Genomic DNA, 19,629 nt, shown 5'->3' with positions numbered 1-19,629 from the left:
CCCCTTCAGGGGCGCGGGGAACTGCGCGACCAGCCACGACGCACCCGCACCCGACCACCACGGCCAACCCGGCAACGGCTAGCGCGCCCCCCGCGCCGTCGTCACCGTGAACTGGGCGCCGTCCGGATCCCGCAGGATCGCCTCGGTCTCCCCCTCGCTCAGCACGCTGCCACCGTGTTTCTCGGCGATCCGGGCGCAGCCCGCCACGTCGCCGACCGCGAAGTGGATCTGCCAGTGCGGCCGTACCGAGGGATCGGGAGCCGTCTCCACCGCCCCCGAGTCGATGCGGGCCACGGCATCGCCGCGGCTGCGCAGCACGACCTCGCCGCCCTCGTACTCGACCTCGCAGCAGCCCGGCTTGTCCGAGGCCCAGCCGAGGACCTCGCCGTAGAAGATCGCCGAGTCGAAGGCGTTGCGGGTGTGCAGGCGGATGAAGGTCGGGGCGGCCTGGCGCCAGGTCTCCCAGTTGGAGACCAGTTCCCCCTCCCAGATGCCGAAGACGGCGCCGTCCCGGTCGGCGATCAGCGCCGCCCGGCCGGGCGGGAAGGACAACGGCCCCACCGCGGGGGTGCCGCCGCGCTCCCGGGCCCGGGCCACCGCCTCGTCCGCGTCGGGCACCGCGAAGTACGGCGTCCAGGCCACCGCCATCTGCCACATCGCGGCGACCGCGGCGATGCCCGCCACCGGCACCCCGTCCGCCAGCGCGATCCGGAAGTGGTCGCCGAGCCTGACACTGCGCCATCGCCAGCCCAGCACGGCACTGTAGAAGTCCTCGGTCGCCTGCAGGTCGCGGCTGGTCAGGCTCACCCAGCACGGGGCACCGAAGACCGAGTGCGTGGAGATCACCGTTCGCTTCTTCTGCACGGGTCGAGGGGGAGGCGTGTCGTCGTTCATGGCACTCGCGTCCTGGTGTCGGGGCCGGCTGGGGGACCGGTCTGCCACCAGTCTCCAACCGGAAGCGGCGGGAACGCCTGCCGAGTACCCCGGTGGCGCGGCGGGAAGAGGCCGACCGGCCGATCCGGGGCCCGGACGCGGCGCCCGTCCCGCGAGGCTCAGCCGGCCTCGGCCAGCAGCTCCTCGCGCAGCCGGTCGAAACAGGCGCTGAGCAGACGGGACACATGCATCTGCGAGATACCCAGCTGCTCGGCGATCCGGCTCTGCGTCATTCCGCGGAAGAACCGCAGATAGAGGATGAGCCGGTCGCGCTCGGGCAGCCCCTGGAGGCAGGGTTCCGCGGCGGTGCGGTCGACGATCAGGTCGTAGCCGGGGTCCGGATCGCCCAGGGTGTCGCCGAGCACACAGCCGTCGCCGCCGGGCACCTCGGCGTCCAGCGACAGCGCCGAGAAGCACTCCAGGGCCTCCATGCCGGCCCGCACCTCGCTCTCGGTGAGATGGGCCCGCGCGGCGATCTCGGTGACGGTGGGCGGGTGCCCAGGGGCTGTCTGGCCCAGATCCCTGAGGGCGCCCCGGACCCGGTTGCGCAGCTCCTGGACCCGGCGCGGCACGTGCAGGGTCCACATGTGGTCCCGGAAGTGGCGCTTGATCTCGCCGGTGATGGTCGGCACGGCGTAGGCCTCGAAGGCCCGGCCGCGCGCCGGGTCGTAGTGGTCGACGGCCTTGACCAGCCCCAGCGCGGCGACCTGGCAGAGATCCTCCTGGGTCTCCCCGCGGCCGCGGAACCGCACGGCGATCCGCTCGGCCATGGGCAGCCACAGCTCGACCAGCTCGTCCCGGAGCGCCCGGCGTTCCGGGCCCTCGGGCAGCCCGGCCAGTCGAACGAAGTCCTGGGCCGTGTCCGGGGCGTCGTCGTGCGGATGGGACTTGGGTTTGCAGGTGGTACGCATGGCACGCACCTCCCTCAGCACTGAACTGCGGATGCCCTTGGTGGCGTATGGCAAAACAATTCGTCCAAAAAGGTGAGATAGCTCTCATTTCCGTACCAGTCCGTACCGGTCTTACCTTCGGCTCCTCCTTTGACCCTCCCTTGGAAGAGATACCTCTGTAGCAGAGGTAATCTTCGAGGTGTGGAATCGGAGACCTTTCCGGAAGAACTCGCCGACGCGCTGGTCGGCATCCAGCGGCTGATCCGCCGCCGGCTGCGGCGCGGGCTCACCCGGCCGCGGCTGCGCGGCGCCGAGGTGGAGCTGCTGCGGCTGGTCGAGTCCCGCCCCGGGATCGGCATCTCGGACGCCGCCAAGGAGCTGTACCTGGCGAGCAACTCCGTGTCGACCCTGGTCAACCAGCTGGTCAAGGACGGCTACCTGCTCCGGGAGACCGATCCAGCCGACCGGCGGGCCGCCCGGCTGCTGCTGACCGAACACGCCGAGAAGCGACTCGCCGACTGGCACCGCCGCCGCGCGGAACTCGTCGCCGGCCATGTCGCCCGGCTGGACGAGGCGGACCGGGAGGCGCTGCGAGCGGCGCTTCCCGCGTTGCGCCGGCTCGCCGACACCCTGCACGAGGAGGCCGGGGATTCATGACAACGGACACCACCGCAGTCGCCTGTACCGGTCTCTCCTACTCCTTCGGAGAGACCAAGGCCGTCGACGGACTCGACCTGAGCGTCGGGGAGGGAGAGGTATTCGGCCTGCTGGGCCCCAACGGCGCCGGCAAGACCACCGCCATCCGCTGCATCACCACCCTGCTGCCCGTCCCCGCCGGGATGGTCCGCGTCTTCGGCCACGACACCGGCAAGGACCGGATGGCCGTACGCCGGCTGCTCGGCTACGTCCCGCAGCAGCTGTCCGCCGACAGCGGGCTCACCGGCCGCGAGAACGTCGAGCTGTTCGCCCGCGTCTTCGACGTCCCCCGGCGGGAGCGGGCCGCGCGGGTCGCCGAGGCACTGGAGGTCGTCGACCTCGCCGACGCCGCCGACCGGCTCGCCGGCACCTACTCCGGAGGCATGGTCCGCCGCCTCGAACTGGCCCAGGCGCTGGTCAGTGCGCCCCGGCTGCTGATCCTCGACGAGCCGACCATCGGTCTCGACCCGATCGCCCGCACCGGCGTGTGGGACCAGATCAACGCCGTACGGGCAGCCACCGGCATGACCGTCCTGGTCACCACCCACTACATGGACGAGGCCGACCAGCACTGCGACCGGGTCGGCCTGATGCACCGCGGCCGCATCCGCGCCCTCGGCACGCCGGACGAGCTCCGGCGCGGCCTCGCCGACCGCCAGGGCACCGACGCCCTGCCCACCCTCGAAGACGTCTTCCGCGACGTGGCCGGCAGCGGCCTCGACGACCAGTCAGGAGGATTCCGCGATGTCCGAAGCACCCGCCGCACCGCGAACCGTGTCGGCTGAGCGCACGGGCACGGCGTCCCTGCTGCTGACCCCGCCCCAGCCGCGCGCCGGCTGGCGGCTGCTGCCCGCCCGGGTCGTCGCCATGTGCGCCGTGGAGCTGCAGAAGCTCCGCCACGACCGCACCGAGCTCTACACCCGCGCCGTCCAGCCCGCCCTCTGGCTGCTGATCTTCGGCCAGACCTTCACCCGGATCCGGGCGATACCCACCGGCGGCATCCCCTACATCGACTACCTGGCGCCCGGCATCATCGCCCAGTCCGCGATGTTCATCGCCATCTTCTACGGCATCCAGATCATCTGGGAACGCGACGCCGGCATCCTCAACAAGCTCCTCGTCACCCCGACCCCACGCTCGGCCCTCATCACCGGCAAGGCCTTCGCGGCCGGCGTGAAGTCCCTGATCCAGGCCGTCGTGGTGATCGTGATCGCCGCGATCCTCGGCGTCTCCCTCACCTGGAACCCGCTGAAGCTCCTCGGTGTCGGGCTCGCCGTCGTCCTCGCCTCGGCGTTCTTCTCCTGCCTGTCGATGAGCATCGCCGGAATCGTCCTCAGCCGCGACCGGCTGATGGGCATCGGACAGGCGATCACCATGCCGCTGTTCTTCGGCTCCAACGCCCTCTACCCCCTGGCGATCATGCCGGGCTGGCTCCAGGTGGTCAGCAGGGTCAACCCGCTGAGCTACCAGGTCGACGCCCTGCGCGGCCTGCTGCTCGGCACGCCCGCCCACCTCGGCCTTGACTTCGGCGTGCTGGCGGTCGCCGCCGCCCTCGGGATCACCGCGGCCTCCTCGCTGCTCGGCCGCCTGGCCCGCTGAGCCGGCCGCGGCCGGGACGCGCGTCGACGTGATGTGCGGCACGCGCCCGCGACCCGCCCCGGACCCCCGCGGCGGGATAACCGCTGCGCAACGCTTGATCAGCGATCAAAGCGGGCGAACCCGCTGGCCACAGCGCATTCCGCTCATTTGACAGTGCGCTGAGCACACAGATAAACAGCGTGGGTCGAGAGGGGCACTGTGTACGAGCCGAACGTGGTCGGGGACTGGCATGAGTACGACGAGCATGCCGGTCTGCGGGTCCGCGTCCACCGCCTGGAGGAGTCCGAGCCGCCCCGCGGCCGCGACGACGCCGCGGCCGGGCTGACGTACTTCAGTGCCCGGGTGACCATCGAGAACCGCGGTTCCCGTCACTTCAGCGTGCAGCTGGAGGACGGCCAGATCGACGTCCGGGTCGGCCCCGACGGCGAGGGCGCGTTCATCGACTGGCGCAACTCCCAGTTCATCGAGGGCTTCGACGTCTACCCGCTGCGCCGCGCCACCGCCGTCCTCTACGCCGCCGGCCCGGAGGCCGCCCTGACCCAGGTGGACATCCAGGTCCACCTGCGGGTCGACGAGGAGTGGACGGAACGCCGGCTGTGGGCGGGCGGCATCGGCGTACTGGAATCATCCACCGCCACCCCCTGCCAGGCGGCAGGCCCGGGCAGCCTGTCCCACCAGGTCACAGCCTTCCTGAAGGACCAGACAGAGCCCGGCCCCAGCGCCCCGTAAGGGGCGCGGGGAACTGCGCGACCAGCCACGACGGCGCCGCAGCCGAACAACGACACATCCCGGCGCCACCAGCGGAGCGCCTAGTGGGGGATCCCGTCGATGATCTCCCGAGCCCCCTGCCGCAGCAGCGCCACCGCCACCGACGTGCCGAGCGTCGCCGGGTCGAGGCGCCCCGCCCACTCGTGGGCGTTCAGCCGGGTCTTGCCGTCGGGCGTGAACACGCAGGCGCGCAGCGAGAGTTCACCGGCGCCGTCGACCCGGGCGTAACCGGCGATCGGGCTGTTGCAGTGGCCCTGCAGCACATGCAGGAACATCCGCTCGGCGGTGGCCTCCCGGTAGGTGTCCGGGTCACCCAGCTCGCTCACCACGTCGATCAGCTCGGAGTCGCCCTCCCGGCACTGCAGCGCGAGGATGCCCGCGCCGATCGGCGGCATCATCGCCTCCGGGTCCAGCACCTCGGTGATCACGTCCGTGCGGTCGATCCGCTCCAGGCCCGCCATCGCCACCACCAGCGCGTCGGCCTCACCGGCGGCCAGCTTCTCCAGCCGCCGGTTGACGTTGCCCCGGAAGGGCACGCACTCCAGATGCGGGTGGGTGGCCGCCAGCTGGGCGACCCGGCGGACCGAGGAGGTGCCGACCCGGGTGCCCGGCGGCAGCTGGTCCAGGGTGAGCCCGCCCGGGTGGACGAGGGCGTCGCGGACGTCGTCCCGCTTCAGGAACGCGGCGAACGTCGTCCCGGCGGGCAGCGGCCGGTCGGCCGGGATGTCCTTCACGCAGTGCACGGCGAGATCCGCCTCACCGGCGAGGAGTGCCGCGTCCACCTCCTTGGTGAAAGCGCCCTTCCCCTCGACCTGGGCGAGGTCGCCCAGCCACTTGTCGCCGGTCGTCTTCACCGGCACGACCTCGGTGCGCACCTGCGGGTGGAGAGCGGCCAACTCGGCGCGGACGCGGGCCACTTGGGCGAGGGCCATCGGCGAGTCGCGGGAGACGATACGGATCAACTCGGGTACCGACATGGGAGACACCATAGACCTTCCCGTCAACCGCTGATTCCGACATCCTGTCGGCCGCCCCGCCGCCCCGTTATCAGTCCGCTTCCTCGGGCAGGTCCGCCGCCGACTCCTCCGGTGCGAGGTCAGGGCGCAGTCGCAGCCAGGACGGCTGGCGCAGCAGACCGGCCCGGGTCCGGGTGCTGTACCCGACCTCCCCGACCAGCCGGGGCAGCACCCAGCGGGCGCCCGGCACCGCCGGGACCGGGTCGAAGGGGCACGCGTCGGTGCCGGCGGCCCGCAGCAGCGCGGCCAGTTCGGTCCGTTCCGCCGCACTCCAGCCGGTGCCCACCCCGCCGACGTACCGCAGCCGCCCGTCGGCGGACCGCTGGCCGACCAGCACCGCGCGCGGCAGCCCGGCCAGGCTGCCCCTGCCCGGCAGCCAGCCGCCGACGATCACGTCCTCGGCGTGCAGGTTCCGGATCTTGATCCAGGCGCGGGACCGCACCCCCGGCTCGTACCGCGAGTCGAGCCGTTTGCAGACCAGGCCCTCGAGACCGTGCTCCCGGGTCGCCCGCAGCGCCTCGGCGCCGTGCCCGACGACGGCCCTCGGCGTCGACCAGTACGGCCCCTCCAGGCCCAGGGACTCCAGTCGTGCCCGCCGGTCCGCGTACGCCGTCGTGAGCAGCGGGTCCGCCAGGAACAGCACGTCGAACAGCACCAGATGGACCGGCACCCGGGCCGCCATCCGGGCCGCCCGGGCCGGGGCGTGGGCCAGGCCCATCCGGCTCTGCAGCAACTGGAAGTCGGCGCGGCCGAGTTCGTCGACGGCCAGCACCTCGCCGTCCAGGATCGCCGGGGTCCGGCCCAGCGTCCCGGCCAGCGGCCGCAGTTCGGGATAGGCGGCGGTGATCTCCTCGCCGGAGCGGGCGCGCAGCACCATGCTGCCGTCGCCGGGCAGGTAGACGACCGCCCGCTGGCCGTCCTGCTTGGTCTCGTAGGCCCACCGGGTGTCCTGCGCGGCGGGCGGCAGGCTGCCGGGCGTGGCGAGCATGGGCGGGATCACGGGGAGGGCGGTCACGCAGGAGATGTGAACCGGCCACGGCCGCCGCACGCCCCTTCCGGCGCCGGTTCCCCCGAACAGGTCTCAGGCGTCCGGCGCCGGCGGCGGGGGCTGCACCAGCCCCGACTGGTAGGCCATCACCACCAGTTGGGCCCGGTCCCGGGCGTCCAGCTTGGTCATCGCCCGGTGGATGTGGGTGCGCACGGTCAGCGGGGAGACGAACAGCTTCCCGGCGATCTCCTCGTTGGAGCGGCCCTCGGCGGCCAGCGCCATGACCTCCCGCTCGCGCGCGGTGAGCACCCGCAACTGCTCGGGGGCGGCGAGCCGCGCGCCGGGCGCGGGCGTGGCCAGGAACCTGGTGATGAGGGTGCGGGTCGCGGTGGGGGAGAGCAACGACTCACCGGCGGCCACCGTGCGGATCCCGGCCAGCAGCGCCTCGGCGGTCACGTCCTTGCCGAGGAAGCCGCTGGCCCCGGACCGCAGCGCCTGTGCCACGTACGCGTCGACCTCGAAGGTGGTCAGGATCAGCACCCGCACACCGGACAGCTCCGGGTCCGCGCAGACGGCGGCCGTGGCGGCGAGCCCGTCGGTGCCGGGCATCCGGATGTCCATCAGCACGATGTCCGGCCGGAGCTCGCGGGTGCGCGCGACCGCCTCGGCGCCGTCGGCGGCCTCCGCGACCACCTCCATGTCGGCGCAGGACTCGATCAGGATCCGGAAGGTGGCCCGCAGCAGGGCCTGGTCGTCGGCGAGCAGCACGCGGATGGTCATGGCGTTCCCTGTTCTTCCGGTTCCCTGTGTTCTTCCGGTTCCATGGCGCCGGTATACAGCGGCAGCCGCGTGGTGACCTCGTAGCCGCCGCCGTCCCGGTGCCCGGCGGCGAACGCGCCGCCGACCGACTGGGCCCGCTCGCGCATCCCGATCAGCCCGAAACCCTGCCCGGGGGCGGCCGGGGCGGAGGCGGTGCCGTTGTCGGTGACGGTGAGGGTCAGCCGGTCCTGGGACCAGCCGATCCGGACGTACGCGGCCTCGGCCGAGGCGTGTTTGGTGACGTTGGTCAGCGCCTCCTGCACGATCCTGTACGCCGTCAGGTCCACGCCCGCCGTCAGCGGCCGCGGCGTGCCCTCGACGCTGACGTGCACGGTGAGCCCCGCGGACTCGCAGGCCTCGGTCAGCTCCGGCAGCCGGGCGAGCCCGGGGCTCGGCGCGAGCGGCGGATCCGGGTCGCCGGTCTGCCGCAGCAGCCCCACGGTGGCCTTCAGCTCCCGCAGCGCGGAGGCCGTCGTACCGGCGAGGTCCCCGAGGATCCGGTGCACCTGGTCGGGATGGGTGCGCGAGAGGTGGGCCGCCGTCCCCGCCTGGGCGTTGGCCAGCGCCAGATGGTGGGCCACCACGTCGTGCAGCTCCCGCGCGATCCGCATCCGCTCCTCCGCGACCCGGTGCCGGGCCTCCTCCTCCCGGTTCCGCTCCGCGAACTCGGCCCGCGCCTGCACCGCTTCGAGATAGGCGCTCTGCAGCCGTACGGCATTGCCGGTGACGACCGGCAGCAGCAGCCAGGCGGCCGGACTGATCGTCTCCAGCGGCCAGGGGATGCCCGAGGGGGCGAAGACCATGGCGGCGGTCACCACCAGGGCGACGCTCGCGAAGTAGTACCGGCGTACGGTGGGCCGGTCGGTGTCCACCGCCAGCCGGTACAGCGCCAGCATCAGCCCGCCCAGCAGCAGCGGGGTGGGCAGATGGCCGAGGCCGGCGGCGGCCGCGGTGGCCGCCGCGCCGACGGCGACGACCGTGCGCGGCCGGGTGCGCTGCCAGAGCAGGGCACCGCAGCCGACGGCAGCGAGGGCGATGGTGGGCCCGGCCGCGTGCGGCTGTTCCTCGGCGCTCATGGTGATCTCGCTGCCGAACAGGAACGAGGCGAACAGCAGCACGGCCGCCATGGTGTCGACGGTACGGGCGTGCTCTTCGGCGTAGCGCTGCCAGGGGGTGCTCATCGGTCGCTCCGGTCGGTCTCCTGTGACCATGGTCCGTGATAGGGCGGGCCGCACACGTTGGTACGGGCTGCCCGCGCCGGGACGGGCCGCCGGACGCAGGCACGGCCCGTCCCGACGCGGATCTCCATCCGCGTCCGGTGCTCAGCTCACGGACTCGGCCGCGGGCTCGGCCGGCGCCGCGGCGGGCTCCGGGTCCGCGGGGCGGCGGCCGGGCAGGAAGGAGGCGAGGACGAAGGCCAGGACGGCCGCGCCCGCACCGAGTGCCATGACCACCTTGAAGCCGTTCTCGGAGGGCAGCGTGGCGCCGCCGAGGTTGATGGTCAGCTGGGCCAGGACCACCCCGGCGAGGGCGCTGGCCACCGACGTACCGATGGACCGCATCAGCGTGTTGAGGCTGTTCGCGGCGGCCGTCTCCGACGCCGGGACCGCACCCATGATCAGCGCGGGCATCGCGCCGTACGCGAAGCCGACGCCGGCACCGATGATGCAGGAGACCAGGATCAGGTGCCAGACCTCGGACATCAGGACGATGTTGAGGCCGTAGCCCGCGGCGACGATCACCGCGCCGATCATGAGGGTGATCTTCGGCCCCCTGGTCTTGGTGATGGCGGCCGACACCGGGGCGAAGCCCATCATCACCAGTCCCTGCGGCGCCATCACCAGACCGACCGTCAGCATCGACCTGCCGAGGCCGTAGCCCGTCTGGGTGGGCAGCTGGAGCAGCTGCGGGAGCACCAGGGACATCGCGAACATCGAGAAGCCGAACGCGATCGAGGCGAGGTTGGTGAACAGCACCTGGCGGCGGACCGTGGTGCGCAGGTCGACCAGCGGCTGGACCGTGCGCAGTTCGAAGAAGCCCCAGGCGAGCAGCACGAGGACCGCGAGCGCGAACAGGCCGAGCGTGGTGCCGCTGGACCAGCCCCAGTCGGCGCCCTTGGAGACCGCGAGCAGCAGCGAGACCAGGCCGATCGCGAGGCCCACCGCGCCGACCGCGTCGAAGCGGCCGCCCGAGCGCACCTTCGACTCCGGCACCAGCAGCATGACGAGCACGAACGCGACCACGCCGAGGGCGCCCGAGGTCCAGAACAGCACATGCCAGTCGTAGTGGTCCGCGATGAACGCGGCGGCCGGCAGGCCGAGCGCGCCACCGACGCCCAGCGAGGCACTCATCAGCGCCGTCGAGCCCGCGAGGCGCTCCGGAGGCAGCTCGTCGCGCATGATGCTGATGCCCAGCGGCACCACGGCGGCCGCCAGGCCCTGGAGGGTACGGCCGCCGATCATCGGGACCAGCGAGTCGCTCAGCGCGGCCACCACCGAGCCGGAGACCAGCAGCACCAGGCTGACCAGCAGCATCAGCCGCTTGCCGAACATGTCGCCGAGACGGCCGGCCACCGGGGTGGCCACGGCGGCGGCCAGCAGGGTCGCCGTCACCGCCCAGGCCGCGTTGGACGCGGAGGCGTTCAGGTACTTCGGCAGCTCCGGGACGATCGGGATCACCAGGGTCTGCATCAGCGAGACGGTGATACCGGCCAGGGCCAGCACCGCCACCACCGCGTTCGGACCGGTTCGCGCGGGTCCCCCGGACCCGGCGGGCTGGACAGGGGCTTCGGACATGGCAGAGGGCCTCCGTAGGCAGAGCAGGAGCGACTGGTCCACTATTTAAGTCAGTCGCTTGACTTACTGTACTGGCAGGGTGTCACCGCACTCGGCGGCCCTGCCGCGTAGGCTTTTTCGGCTGGACCTCGCCGCTTCGGACGAGGCCCCGGCACGGCTCGCGGGACCGGGCGTGCCGGGTGGTGCGCGGTCCCGGAGCGGTGGTGGGCATGACGGGCAGGACGGCGCGGGCGGACCAGGTCAGCGCGACACGGGAGGCCATCCTGGGTGCGGCGGAGCGGCTCTTCGCCGAACACGGCGTGTACGCCGTCTCCAACCGCCAGGTCAGCGAGGCCGCCGGCCAGGGCAACAACGCCGCCGTCGGCTACCACTTCGGCACCAAGGCCGACCTGGTCCGGGCCGTCGCCGCCCGGCACTTCGACCGGATCGAGGAGATCCGGGTCCGCCTGGAGGCCGAGCTCGGCGACTGCGACGACGTGCGCGACTGGGTGGACTGCCTGGTCCGCCCGATCACCGAGCACCTCGCGAGCCTGGGCAGCCCGACCTGGTACGCCCGCTTCTGCGCCCAGGTCATGACCGACCCCGCCCTCTACGACATCATGGTCGAGGAGTCCCTGACCTCGCCGTCGCTGCGCCGGGCCGTCGACGCGCTGCACCGGCTGCTGCCCGAACTGCCCGCCGAGGTCCGCACCGAACGCGGCCTGATGGCACGGACGCTGATCCTGCACACCTGCGCCGAGCGGGAGCGCGCCCTCGCCGAGGACACCCCCACTCCGCGCGCCACCTGGAGCGACGCGGCCACCGGACTCACCGACGCGCTCCTCGGGCTGTGGCTGGCGCCCGTCTCCGCTACGCGTCGAAGGTGACGACGACCTTCTCCGCGGCCCCCGGGGTGAGCGCCAGCTGAAAGGCCCGGTCCACGTCGGTGAACGGGACGCGGTGGCTGATCAGCTTCGCGAACCGCTCGTGGTGCTCGACCAGTTCGGGGGTGACCTCGAAGATCTCCGTCGGATAGCCCTGCGAGGCGACGAGGGTCAGCTCGCTGCGCAGCATGCCGCCGAGGTCGATCTCGCCCTTCTTCTGCACGGCGACCATGACCAGCCTGGCGTGCCACCGCGCGTTGGCCACCACGGTGTTGAAGACCGCCGGGGCGCCGGCCGCGTCGATGAAGACGTCGGTGCCGGGGCGGGGCTGGCCCAGCGCGTTGGCGCTCTGCCCGTGCAGCTCGGTCAGTCGCGCGGTGACGTCCTCCTCGGCGGAGTTGATCACGGCGTCCGCGCCCACGGCCAGCGCCTTCTCCAGCCGGGCCGGGATGACGTCGGCGACGACCACGTGCCGGACGCCCCGCAGCTTCAGCCAGATCGCCGCGCCCAGCCCGATCGGCCCGGCCCCGAACACGACCACCTTGTCGTCCGGACCGGCCTGCGAGCGGTTGACCGCGTGCCGGGACACGGCCATCGGCTCGTTGAGGGCGGCGACCTCGTACGGCACAGTGTCCGGGAACACCGCGACACTCCGTCCCACCTCGGCGTTCTCGATCAGCAGATACTCGCTGAGCGCGCCGTACCGGCCGCCGCACCCGATGATCCCGGTGGGCGCGTCCTGCGGGTTCACCACCACCCGGTCGCCCGTCTTCAGCCCCGTCACCTCGGCGCCGGCCTCGACGACCTCCCCGGCCGGCTCGTGGCCCAGGGCGATCGGGACCAGGTCGCCGCCGAGGTGGGCGCGGGCGGGCATGCCGCCCATGTGCAGGAAGGTGACGTCGGTGCCGCAGATACCGCCCGCGCGGATCCTCAGCAGCACGTCCCTCGGGCCGGGCACGGGACGCTCGACGTCCACGACCTCGATCCTGCCGACGCCACCGGTCTGTACGGACTTCATCGTGGCCATGGGTGACTCTCGCTCTCTGGTGGTGCCGTGGTGGTTCGCCGGGCCGGGCGGCCCGGGGCCGGTCCCCGGGCCGGTCGCCGGACCGGGGGAGTGGGCCGGTGCCCGGCCCGGGGACCGCGCCGGATCCCGTCCCCACGGTTCCGGCGCCCGGGCCCGCCGTCGGGCGGGCCCTCGGGGCGGTCTCCGCTCAGAACGACCCCGATTACTTGAGTTAGGCAAGCACATGTGGCTTACTTGAGTCAAGCAAGCGAATTGCGCGCGCTTCGAACGAACGGGTCACCCCATGTATGGCAGCTCCCCCATACCCCAAGCACTCGCCCGAGGCAGCGGACAGCGGCTCCTGGTCGCCGCCGGTGCCCCGGACGCCGCCGGACTCCTCACCTCCACCCTGGAGCTGGCGGGCTACCGGACCGGTGCGGCGGGCAGCGGAGCCGAGGTGGCAGGGCGGCTCGCGGAGCACCGGTTCGCCCTGGCCGTCGTCGACGCCGAACTGCCCGGCCTCGGGGACCTCGCCCGGGGCGGCCGCCTCAGACCGGCCTACCGGCCGCCGGTCCTCCTGCTGGTCGCCTGTGAATCCCTGGCCCGCCTGGTGCCCGAACTCGGCACCGGCGAGCGGGACTACGTCACCAAGCCCGTCCGGATCGCCGAGGTCCTCGCCCGGGTCGAGGTCCTGCTCCGGGACGTGGGCGGCGCCGACCTGCCGGGCGGCACGCTGGACCACGCCGACCTAGTCCTGGACGACGGCACCTGCCGGGCCCGCCGCGGCGCCCGCACCCTCGACCTCACGCCCGCCGAGTACCGGCTCCTGCGCCACCTCCTGGTCAACTCCCGGACGGTGCTGTCCAAGGAGCAGATCAGCAACTGCGTCTGGGGCGAGTTCCGGGACGGCAACGCCATCGAGCAACTCGTCTCCCGGCTCAGACGCAAGGTCGACCGGAGCGGCCCCGCGCTGATCCACACCAGGCGGGGTTTCGGCTACTGGCTGGGGGAGTCGTCGGGGTCCGGGTGACTGGGTGACTGCTTCGTGCTGGTCGCGCCCACGCGGCGGAGCCGCACATTGATACAGCCCCGCGCCCCTGAAGGGGCGCCCTAGCCGGGGCGCGCTGAAATGCTGACCGCGTTTGCCGCGACCACCGCGCCGATCCCCGCCCACTCCGGCACCCCGAGGCCCTGGCCCAGCACCGCCCATCCCACCACCGCCGCCAGGACCGGATTGACGCTCATGAACAGGCCGAAGGTCTGGGCCGGGACCTTGCGGAGGGTGAGGAGGTCGGCCAGGTACGGGACCGCCGAGGACAGGACGCCTGCCGCCACCGCGCACAGGAGGGCTTCGGCCGTCGGCGGGTGGCGTACCGCCACCACGATTCCCACCGGCAGGAACGTCAGCGCCGACACGCTCGCGGCCGCCGCCGGGCCCTGCGCCCCCGGTATCCGGCGGCCGACCACCCGGTTGAGCAGGATGTACGACGCCCAGCAGGCGGCGGCCACCAGGCCCAGGGCCATACCGGCGTAGTCGGTCGACGGCTGCGGGCGCATCAGCACCACCACCCCGGCCGCCGCCAGCACCGCGCACCCCGCGTCCAGCCGGCGGCGGGACGCGGTGAGCGCGATGGTGAGCGGGCCCAGGAACTCCAGGGTGACCGCCAGGCCTAGGCCGACCCGGTCGATCGCGGTGTAGAGGGTCAGGTTCATCGTGCCGAAGACCAGCGCGAGCAGCAGCACCGGCCACCACTGCCGCCAGGTGAAGTCCCGCGGGCGGGGCCGGCCGACGGCCACCAGGACGAGTGCGGCCACGTACTGCCGTACCGCCACCACCCCGAGCGGGCCGAGGACCGGGAACGCGAGGGAGCCGATGGCCGCGCCGGTCTGGTTGGACAGGCCGCTGCCGAACATGGTGGCCACGCCGGAGAGCCGGGTCGGCGCGGACGGCGTGACCGTGGGGGAGGAGACGGGGCGTTCGAGGGCTCGTCGCATGGGAGGAGGGTGCGCCCGGTCCGCGCTTGCGCAAAATGCATGCGGCCCGGGATCTATACGCTGTCCGTATGGATGAGGTCGAGCTGCGGCAGCTGCGCTGTCTCGTCGCCATCGTCGACGAGGGCAGCTTCACCGACGCGGCGATCGCCCTGGGGGTGTCCCAGGCGGCCGTCTCCCGTACCCTGGCGGCACTCGAACGCGCGCTGGGCGTAAGGCTGTTGCGGCGCACCTCACGCGCGGTGACCCCGACGGCCACCGGCCTGCGGGTGGTGGCGCGCGCCCGGCGGGTGCTGGCGGACGTCGCCGGTCTGGTCCAGGAGGCCGGTTCGGGACACACCCTGCTCCGGATCGGGTATGCCTGGTCGGCCGTGGGCCGGCACACCGTCGCCTTCCAGCGGGGCTGGGCCGCCGCGAGTCCCGGGACCGATCTGCAGCTCGTCCGGGTCAACACGGCCTCCGCCGGCCTCGCCGAAGGCGTCTGCGACCTCGCGGTGGTGCGCCGCCCGCTGGAGGACCCCCGGTTCGACGCGGCCATCGTGGGGCTGGAGCGGCGGCTCGCCGCACTGGCCGCCGACGATCCGCTGGCCCGGCGCCGGACCGTGCGTCTCGCCGACCTCACCGGCAGGATCCTCCTGGTCGACCGGCGTACCGGCACCACCACCCCGGAGCTGTGGCCGCCGGAGTCGCGGCCGGCCGTCGAGGAGACGCACGACGTCGACGACTGGCTCACCGCCATCGGCGCGGGCCGTGCGGTCGGCGTGACCGCCGAGTCGACCGCCAACCAGTACCCGCGGCCCGGAATCGTCTACCGGCCGGTCCGGGACGCCGAACCGGTCGCCGTCCGGCTGGCCTGGTGGCGGGACGATCCGCACCCCGCTCACCAGGCCGTTCTCGAACTGCTCAGTGAGCTGTACCGGGCCGGCTGAGCACACGGTCCGCCGGATTGTCCCGGCAATACGGCAGACAAAATTGTTGACAATCTTGTTTGGCTAGATTTACGTTCGACAGGCACTCACTCAGGGAGGGCGCAATGCCGAAGGAAGCCCGTCCGAGCACCGGAGAGCAGGCCAAGCAGCACGCGTTCACGCTGCTGCGGCAGGCGATCCTGCACGGCGAGATGGCCCCGGCCCAGCGGCTGGTGGAGAACGAACTCGCCGAGGAGTTCGGTGTGACGCGGGCCAGCATCCGTGCGGCACTGATCGATCTGGAGGCCCAGGGACTGGTCGAGCGGATCCGCAACCGCGGCTCGCGGGTGCGGGTGGTGACCGTGGAGGAAGCGGTCGCGATCACCGAGTGCCGCATGGTCCTGGAGGGACTGTGCGCCGCTAAGGCGGCCGTCGCGGCCAGCGACGAGCAGCTCACCGAGCTCGCGGACCTCGGGGCGGCCATGAAGAAGGCCGTCGCCGCCGGCGAACCGGTCACCTACTCCGAGCTCAACCAGGAACTCCACGCCAAGATCCGGCTGATCTCCGGCCAGCAGACCGCCGTGGAACTGCTGGAGCGGCTCAACGCCCAACTGGTGCGCCACCGTTTCCAGTTGGCGCTGCGCCCGGGGCGTCCGCAGCACTCCCTGAACGAGCACCTGGCGATGATCGAGGCGATCAGGGCCAGGGATCCGCAGGCGGCCGAGGCGGCCGTCCGCGCCCATCTCACGAGCGTGATCGACGCACTGCGCGACTGAGCACGCCCGGGCTGGGTGGGCGCACACCTGTCCACCAAGGAGAGTTTTTCGATGACCCACGCCAACGCGCCCGCCACCAGCCCACCGCGATCCACTCTGGTCGTCACCGCGCATGCCGGGGACTTCGTGTGGCGGGCGGGCGGAGCCATCGCCCTGGCCGCGTCCCGGGGCGAGAAGGTCACCATCGCGTGCCTGACCTTCGGTGAGCGCGGCGAGTCCGCCAAGGCGTGGCGCGAGGGCAGGAACCTGGAGGAGATCAAGGCGATACGCCGGGAGGAGGCGGAGAAGGCCGCCGCCGCGCTCGGCGCCGAGGTCCGCTTCTTCGACGCGGGCGACTACCCGCTGGTCGCCTCCGCCGAGCTCACCGACCAGCTGGTCGCCGTCTACCGCGAGACCCAGCCCGACGTCGTGCTCACCCACCCCGTCGAGGACCCCTACAACGGCGACCACCCGGCCGCCAACCGGATGGCCCTGGAGGCCAGGATCCTCGCGCAGGCCATCGGCTACCCGGGCGAGGGCGACATCATCGGCGCCCCGCCGGTCTTCTACTTCGAGCCGCACCAGCCCGAGATGAGCGGCTTCAAGCCCGAGGTCCTGCTCGACATCACCGAGGTCTGGGACACCAAGCGCAAGGCGATGGAGTGCCTCGGCGCCCAGCAGCACCTGTGGGCCTATTACACCGACCTCGCCGTCCGCCGCGGCGTCCAGCTCAAGCGGAACGCCGGCCCCAACCTGGGCCTGGCGCACACCACCATGGCCGAGGCGTTCATGCGCCCGTTCCCGCAGATCGCGCAGGAGCTGGCATGAGCGGCGTGATCGTCACCGACCCGCCGAAGGCGGAACTGAAGGACGTCGACGCGCTGGCCGGCTTCGGGGTGGCCACCGTGAGCGAGGCGATGGGGCGGACCGGACTGCTGGGCCCCGGGATCCGGCCGATCCAGCAGGGCGTACGGGTCGCGGGCACGGCCGTCACCGTGCTCAGCTGGCCCGGCGACAACCTCATGATCCACGCGGCCGTCGAGCAGTGCGGCGAGGGCGACATCCTGGTCGTCACCACCACCTCGCCCTGCACCGACGGGCTGTTCGGCGAGCTGTTCGCGACCGCGCTGAAGCAGCGCGGGGTGCGCGGGGTGGTCCTCAACACCGGCATCCGGGACACCCAGGAGCTGCGGGAGATGGGCTTCGCCGCCTGGTCCCGGGCCGTCTCCTCGCAGGGCACGGTCAAGGCGACCGGCGGCTCGGTCAACGTGCCGATCGCCGTCGACGGCCAGGTGATCAACCCGGGTGACGTGATCCTCGCGGACGACGACGGGGTCGTGGTCGTACCGCGCGAGCGCGCCCGCGAGACGGTCGAGAAGTCCGAGGCCCGGGAGGCCAAGGAGGCCGCGACCCGTGCCGCGTTCATCGGCGGGCAACTGGGCCTGGACCGCTACGGACTGCGAGAGACCCTGCAGCGGCTCGGCGTCGAGTACAAGACGCACGCGGAGTACGAGGAGCACACCAAGTGACCGGGCCCGCGGAGGTGCGCTGCATGCTGATGCGCGGCGGCACCTCCAAGGGCGCCTACTTCCTGGCCGAGGACCTGCCCGCCGACCCCGCCGCCCGCGACGACCTGCTGCTGCGGGTGATGGGCAGCCCCGACCCGCGCCAGATCGACGGCCTGGGCGGGGCGCACCCCCTCACCAGCAAGGTGGCGGTGGTCTCGGTGTCGGACGACCCGGAGGCGGACGTCGACTACCTCTTCCTGCAGGTCGCCGTCGACCGGCCCGAGGTGACCGACCGTCAGAACTGCGGGAACATCCTGGCCGGGGTCGGACCGTTCGCCGTGGAGCGGGGGCTCGTGGCGCCCGGTGCCAGCGAGACCTCGGTACGGATCCGGATGCTCAACACGGGGGAGCGGGCCGTCGCCACCTTCCCGACCCCGGGCGCGCGCGTCGACTACACCGGGGACGCCGAGATCTCCGGCGTGCCCGGCACGGCCGCCCCGGTGGTGATCGAGTTCCCGGCCGGCGGGAGTCCGCTGCTGCCCACCGGCAACGTCCGGGACACCGTCGCGGACACGGCGGTGACCTGCGTCGACAACGGCATGCCGACCGTGCTGATCGCGGCGAGCGCCCTCGGTGTCACCGGGTACGAGGCGCCCAAGGACCTGGAGGAGGACCTGGCCCTCGCCGACCGGCTGCACGAGATCCGGCTGGCGGCGGGCAAGCTGATGGGCCTCGGGGACGTCGAGACCGCCACCGTGCCCAAGCTCAGCCTGCTCGCCCCGCCCCGCGACGGCGGCGCGGTCACCACCCGGACCTTCATCCCCGTCCGCTGCCACACCTCGATAGGCGTCCTCGGCGCCGCGAGCGTGGCTGCGGGGCTCAGACTGCCCGGCGGTGTGGGGGAGAGGATCGCCCGGCTCCCGGACCACGGCGACCGTATCCGCATCGAACACCCCACCGGATTCCTGGAGATCGACACCAGTGTCGACCCCGGCTCCGACGGCTCCCCGCCGGCCGCCCGCCGCACCGCGGTTGTCCGCACCGCCCGCAAGATCTTCGACGGCACCGTCTTCCCGCGCGCCGCCGCCCTTCCCGCACGACCTCAAGGAGGCAACGATGGCTCCGCCCCTCGGTGACATCGCCCATATCGGCCACGCCCAGCTGTTCACCCCGGACCTGGACGCCAGCGTCGCCTTCTTCACCGACTACCTCGGACTGACCGTCAACGGCCAGGACGGCGACACGGTCTGGCTGCGTTCCTACGACGACTACGAGCACCACAGCCTGGTCCTCACCGCCCGCGAGCAGCCCGGCCTCGGCCGGCTCGCCCTGCGCACCTCCAGCGAGGAGGCCCTCCACCGCCGTGTCAAGGCGATCGAGGAGGCCGGCGGCACCGGCCACTGGGCGGAGGACGAGCCAGGCCTCGGCAAGCTCTACGTCACCACCGACCCGGACGGCCACGAGCACGCCCTCTACTGGGAGAGCGAGCACTACCGGGCCCCCGACGAGCTGAGGCCCGCGCTGAAGAACCAGCCGCAGGCCAAGCCCAACCGGGGCGTCGGCGTGCGCCGACTGGACCACGTCAATTTCCTGGCCGCCGACGTGCTCGCCAACTCCGAGTTCCAGGAACACGTGCTGGGCGCCAGGCCGACCGAACAGGTCCGTCTCGACAACGGGACGATCGCGGCCCGCTGGCTGACCTTCACCCACAAGTCGTACGACGTCGTCTACACCTCCGACTGGACCGGCTCCACCGGACGGCTGCACCACATCGCCTTCGCGACCGACACCCGCGAGGACATCCTGCGCGCGGCCGATCTCGCCATCGACACCGGCGTGTTCATAGAGACCGGCCCGCACAAGCACGCCATCCAGCAGACGTTCTTCCTGTACGTCTACGAGCCCGGCGGCAACCGCATCGAGCTGTGCAACCCGCTCACCCGGCTGGTGCTGGCGCCCGACTGGCCGCTGGTCACCTGGACCGAGGCGGAACGGGCCAAGGGGCAGGCGTGGGGGCTCAAGACGATCGCGTCCTTCCACACGCACGGGACGCCGCCGGTCGGCTGACCCGGTTTCGGCCTCTGGGGGGGGTG

At 72.5% G+C, this 19,629-nt stretch carries 21 protein-coding genes; 12 read left to right on the top strand and 9 right to left on the bottom strand.

From position 1 onward, the window contains the following. Nucleotides 1-78: 78 nt before the first annotated feature. Nucleotides 79-894 carry a VOC family protein gene (locus ABZ887_RS35255; RefSeq protein ID WP_361298678.1) on the bottom strand — a complete coding sequence of 272 codons (816 nt, stop codon included), beginning with the start codon at nucleotides 892-894 and terminating at the stop codon, nucleotides 79-81. A 158-nt stretch (nucleotides 895-1,052) separates the two neighbouring features. Next, on the bottom strand, nucleotides 1,053-1,844 hold the full coding sequence (locus ABZ887_RS35250) for a SigB/SigF/SigG family RNA polymerase sigma factor (RefSeq protein ID WP_361298675.1): 792 nt from the start codon (nucleotides 1,842-1,844) through the stop codon (nucleotides 1,053-1,055). 180 nt (nucleotides 1,845-2,024) lie between these two features. On the opposite strand from ABZ887_RS35250, the gene ABZ887_RS35245 reads away from it, so the two are divergent. The 4 genes from ABZ887_RS35245 to ABZ887_RS35230 all read left to right on the top strand — a co-directional run bounded on the left by ABZ887_RS35245 (nucleotide 2,025) and on the right by ABZ887_RS35230 (nucleotide 4,847). After that, on the top strand, nucleotides 2,025-2,480 hold the full coding sequence (locus ABZ887_RS35245) for a MarR family transcriptional regulator (protein WP_361298672.1): 456 nt from the start codon (nucleotides 2,025-2,027) through the stop codon (nucleotides 2,478-2,480). Then, a complete protein-coding gene (locus ABZ887_RS35240) occupies nucleotides 2,477-3,304 on the top strand; it encodes an ATP-binding cassette domain-containing protein (protein ID WP_361298669.1) in 828 nt (275 codons plus the stop codon). Before ABZ887_RS35245 ends, ABZ887_RS35240 begins: the two co-directional genes overlap by 4 nt. Then, a complete protein-coding gene (locus ABZ887_RS35235) occupies nucleotides 3,264-4,118 on the top strand; it encodes an ABC transporter permease (RefSeq protein WP_361298666.1) in 855 nt (284 codons plus the stop codon). Before ABZ887_RS35240 ends, ABZ887_RS35235 begins: the two co-directional genes overlap by 41 nt. A gap of 198 nt (nucleotides 4,119-4,316) precedes the next feature. Beyond that, nucleotides 4,317-4,847 (top strand): hypothetical protein, encoded by a 531-nt coding sequence (locus tag ABZ887_RS35230; RefSeq protein WP_361298663.1) that lies wholly within the window; start codon nucleotides 4,317-4,319, stop codon nucleotides 4,845-4,847. Between the two features lie 80 nt (nucleotides 4,848-4,927). Here the strand turns inward: ABZ887_RS35230 and hemC are convergent, their stop codons facing one another. The 5 genes from hemC to ABZ887_RS35205 all read right to left on the bottom strand — a co-directional run bounded on the left by hemC (nucleotide 4,928) and on the right by ABZ887_RS35205 (nucleotide 10,504). Further along, on the bottom strand, nucleotides 4,928-5,863 hold the full coding sequence (gene hemC, locus ABZ887_RS35225) for a hydroxymethylbilane synthase (RefSeq protein WP_361298660.1): 936 nt from the start codon (nucleotides 5,861-5,863) through the stop codon (nucleotides 4,928-4,930). 70 nt (nucleotides 5,864-5,933) lie between these two features. Continuing rightward, nucleotides 5,934-6,890 carry an ATP-dependent DNA ligase gene (locus ABZ887_RS35220; RefSeq protein ID WP_361298690.1) on the bottom strand — a complete coding sequence of 319 codons (957 nt, stop codon included), beginning with the start codon at nucleotides 6,888-6,890 and terminating at the stop codon, nucleotides 5,934-5,936. A 93-nt stretch (nucleotides 6,891-6,983) separates the two neighbouring features. Then, on the bottom strand, nucleotides 6,984-7,670 hold the full coding sequence (locus tag ABZ887_RS35215) for a response regulator transcription factor (protein WP_361298657.1): 687 nt from the start codon (nucleotides 7,668-7,670) through the stop codon (nucleotides 6,984-6,986). Continuing rightward, complete coding sequence (locus ABZ887_RS35210) at nucleotides 7,667-8,890, bottom strand: sensor histidine kinase (protein ID WP_361298654.1); 1,224 nt, start codon at nucleotides 8,888-8,890, stop codon at nucleotides 7,667-7,669. Before ABZ887_RS35210 ends, ABZ887_RS35215 begins: the two co-directional genes overlap by 4 nt. Nucleotides 8,891-9,031: 141 nt before the next feature. Beyond that, nucleotides 9,032-10,504, bottom strand: coding sequence for an MFS transporter (locus tag ABZ887_RS35205; protein WP_361298651.1), 1,473 nt, complete (start codon nucleotides 10,502-10,504; stop codon nucleotides 9,032-9,034). Between the two features lie 209 nt (nucleotides 10,505-10,713). Between ABZ887_RS35205 and ABZ887_RS35200 the strand changes: the two genes are divergently transcribed. After that, a complete protein-coding gene (locus ABZ887_RS35200; protein WP_361298648.1) occupies nucleotides 10,714-11,370 on the top strand; it encodes a TetR family transcriptional regulator in 657 nt (218 codons plus the stop codon). Here the strand turns inward: ABZ887_RS35200 and ABZ887_RS35195 are convergent. Then, nucleotides 11,354-12,394 (bottom strand): zinc-binding dehydrogenase, encoded by a 1,041-nt coding sequence (locus ABZ887_RS35195; RefSeq protein WP_361298645.1) that lies wholly within the window; start codon nucleotides 12,392-12,394, stop codon nucleotides 11,354-11,356. The two genes, ABZ887_RS35200 and ABZ887_RS35195, sit on opposite strands and share 17 nt — an antisense overlap. A 283-nt stretch (nucleotides 12,395-12,677) precedes the next feature. On the opposite strand from ABZ887_RS35195, the gene ABZ887_RS35190 reads away from it, so the two are divergent. After that, complete coding sequence (locus tag ABZ887_RS35190; protein WP_361298642.1) at nucleotides 12,678-13,403, top strand: response regulator transcription factor; 726 nt, start codon at nucleotides 12,678-12,680, stop codon at nucleotides 13,401-13,403. Between the two features lie 80 nt (nucleotides 13,404-13,483). Here the strand turns inward: ABZ887_RS35190 and ABZ887_RS35185 are convergent, their stop codons facing one another. Then, entirely contained in the window at nucleotides 13,484-14,368 is an 885-nt protein-coding gene (locus ABZ887_RS35185; RefSeq protein WP_361298639.1) for an EamA family transporter, read from the bottom strand. A 68-nt stretch (nucleotides 14,369-14,436) separates the two neighbouring features. On the opposite strand from ABZ887_RS35185, the gene ABZ887_RS35180 reads away from it, so the two are divergent. From ABZ887_RS35180 to ABZ887_RS35155, 6 genes are all read left to right on the top strand, one after another. Continuing rightward, on the top strand, nucleotides 14,437-15,294 hold the full coding sequence (locus ABZ887_RS35180; protein WP_361298636.1) for a LysR family transcriptional regulator: 858 nt from the start codon (nucleotides 14,437-14,439) through the stop codon (nucleotides 15,292-15,294). Between the two features lie 104 nt (nucleotides 15,295-15,398). Further along, entirely contained in the window at nucleotides 15,399-16,049 is a 651-nt protein-coding gene (locus tag ABZ887_RS35175) for a GntR family transcriptional regulator (RefSeq protein WP_361298633.1), read from the top strand. 51 nt (nucleotides 16,050-16,100) lie between these two features. After that, a complete protein-coding gene (locus ABZ887_RS35170; protein WP_361298630.1) occupies nucleotides 16,101-16,856 on the top strand; it encodes a PIG-L deacetylase family protein in 756 nt (251 codons plus the stop codon). Then, nucleotides 16,853-17,557 (top strand): 4-carboxy-4-hydroxy-2-oxoadipate aldolase/oxaloacetate decarboxylase, encoded by a 705-nt coding sequence (locus ABZ887_RS35165; RefSeq protein WP_361298627.1) that lies wholly within the window; start codon nucleotides 16,853-16,855, stop codon nucleotides 17,555-17,557. Before ABZ887_RS35170 ends, ABZ887_RS35165 begins: the two co-directional genes overlap by 4 nt. Then, nucleotides 17,554-18,672, top strand: coding sequence for a 4-oxalomesaconate tautomerase (locus ABZ887_RS35160; protein WP_361298624.1), 1,119 nt, complete (start codon nucleotides 17,554-17,556; stop codon nucleotides 18,670-18,672). Before ABZ887_RS35165 ends, ABZ887_RS35160 begins: the two co-directional genes overlap by 4 nt. Next, entirely contained in the window at nucleotides 18,653-19,603 is a 951-nt protein-coding gene (locus ABZ887_RS35155; protein ID WP_361298621.1) for a VOC family protein, read from the top strand. The genes ABZ887_RS35160 and ABZ887_RS35155 overlap by 20 nt, the downstream gene beginning before the upstream one ends. Nucleotides 19,604-19,629: the final 26 nt, after the last annotated feature.

Origin of the sequence: Streptomyces sp. NPDC047061 (genome assembly GCF_040643955.1) — a bacterium.
GTDB lineage: Bacteria > Actinomycetota > Actinomycetes > Streptomycetales > Streptomycetaceae > Streptomyces.
The sequence above is the reverse complement of the archived record's forward strand: the minus strand, read 5'-3'. Positions and strand labels throughout refer to the sequence as shown.

What these genes read in the sequence shown, in the direction of transcription:
- ABZ887_RS35210 (WP_361298654.1), bottom strand. Translation starts at nt 8,890, where the DNA reads ATGAGCACCCCCTGGCAGCGCTACGCCGAAGAGCACGCCCGTACCGTC.
- ABZ887_RS35205 (WP_361298651.1), bottom strand. Translation starts at nt 10,504, where the DNA reads ATGTCCGAAGCCCCTGTCCAGCCCGCCGGGTCCGGGGGACCCGCGCGA.
- ABZ887_RS35185 (WP_361298639.1), bottom strand. Translation starts at nt 14,368, where the DNA reads ATGCGACGAGCCCTCGAACGCCCCGTCTCCTCCCCCACGGTCACGCCG.
- ABZ887_RS35155 (WP_361298621.1), top strand. Translation starts at nt 18,653, where the DNA reads ATGGCTCCGCCCCTCGGTGACATCGCCCATATCGGCCACGCCCAGCTG.
- ABZ887_RS35235 (WP_361298666.1), top strand. Translation starts at nt 3,264, where the DNA reads ATGTCCGAAGCACCCGCCGCACCGCGAACCGTGTCGGCTGAGCGCACG.
- ABZ887_RS35215 (WP_361298657.1), bottom strand. Translation starts at nt 7,670, where the DNA reads ATGACCATCCGCGTGCTGCTCGCCGACGACCAGGCCCTGCTGCGGGCC.
- ABZ887_RS35240 (WP_361298669.1), top strand. Translation starts at nt 2,477, where the DNA reads ATGACAACGGACACCACCGCAGTCGCCTGTACCGGTCTCTCCTACTCC.
- ABZ887_RS35195 (WP_361298645.1), bottom strand. Translation starts at nt 12,394, where the DNA reads ATGGCCACGATGAAGTCCGTACAGACCGGTGGCGTCGGCAGGATCGAG.
- ABZ887_RS35175 (WP_361298633.1), top strand. Translation starts at nt 15,399, where the DNA reads ATGCCGAAGGAAGCCCGTCCGAGCACCGGAGAGCAGGCCAAGCAGCAC.
- ABZ887_RS35255 (WP_361298678.1), bottom strand. Translation starts at nt 894, where the DNA reads ATGAACGACGACACGCCTCCCCCTCGACCCGTGCAGAAGAAGCGAACG.
- ABZ887_RS35170 (WP_361298630.1), top strand. Translation starts at nt 16,101, where the DNA reads ATGACCCACGCCAACGCGCCCGCCACCAGCCCACCGCGATCCACTCTG.
- hemC (WP_361298660.1), bottom strand. Translation starts at nt 5,863, where the DNA reads ATGTCGGTACCCGAGTTGATCCGTATCGTCTCCCGCGACTCGCCGATG.
- ABZ887_RS35200 (WP_361298648.1), top strand. Translation starts at nt 10,714, where the DNA reads ATGACGGGCAGGACGGCGCGGGCGGACCAGGTCAGCGCGACACGGGAG.
- ABZ887_RS35180 (WP_361298636.1), top strand. Translation starts at nt 14,437, where the DNA reads ATGGATGAGGTCGAGCTGCGGCAGCTGCGCTGTCTCGTCGCCATCGTC.
- ABZ887_RS35165 (WP_361298627.1), top strand. Translation starts at nt 16,853, where the DNA reads ATGAGCGGCGTGATCGTCACCGACCCGCCGAAGGCGGAACTGAAGGAC.
- ABZ887_RS35250 (WP_361298675.1), bottom strand. Translation starts at nt 1,844, where the DNA reads ATGCGTACCACCTGCAAACCCAAGTCCCATCCGCACGACGACGCCCCG.
- ABZ887_RS35220 (WP_361298690.1), bottom strand. Translation starts at nt 6,890, where the DNA reads ATGCTCGCCACGCCCGGCAGCCTGCCGCCCGCCGCGCAGGACACCCGG.
- ABZ887_RS35190 (WP_361298642.1), top strand. Translation starts at nt 12,678, where the DNA reads ATGTATGGCAGCTCCCCCATACCCCAAGCACTCGCCCGAGGCAGCGGA.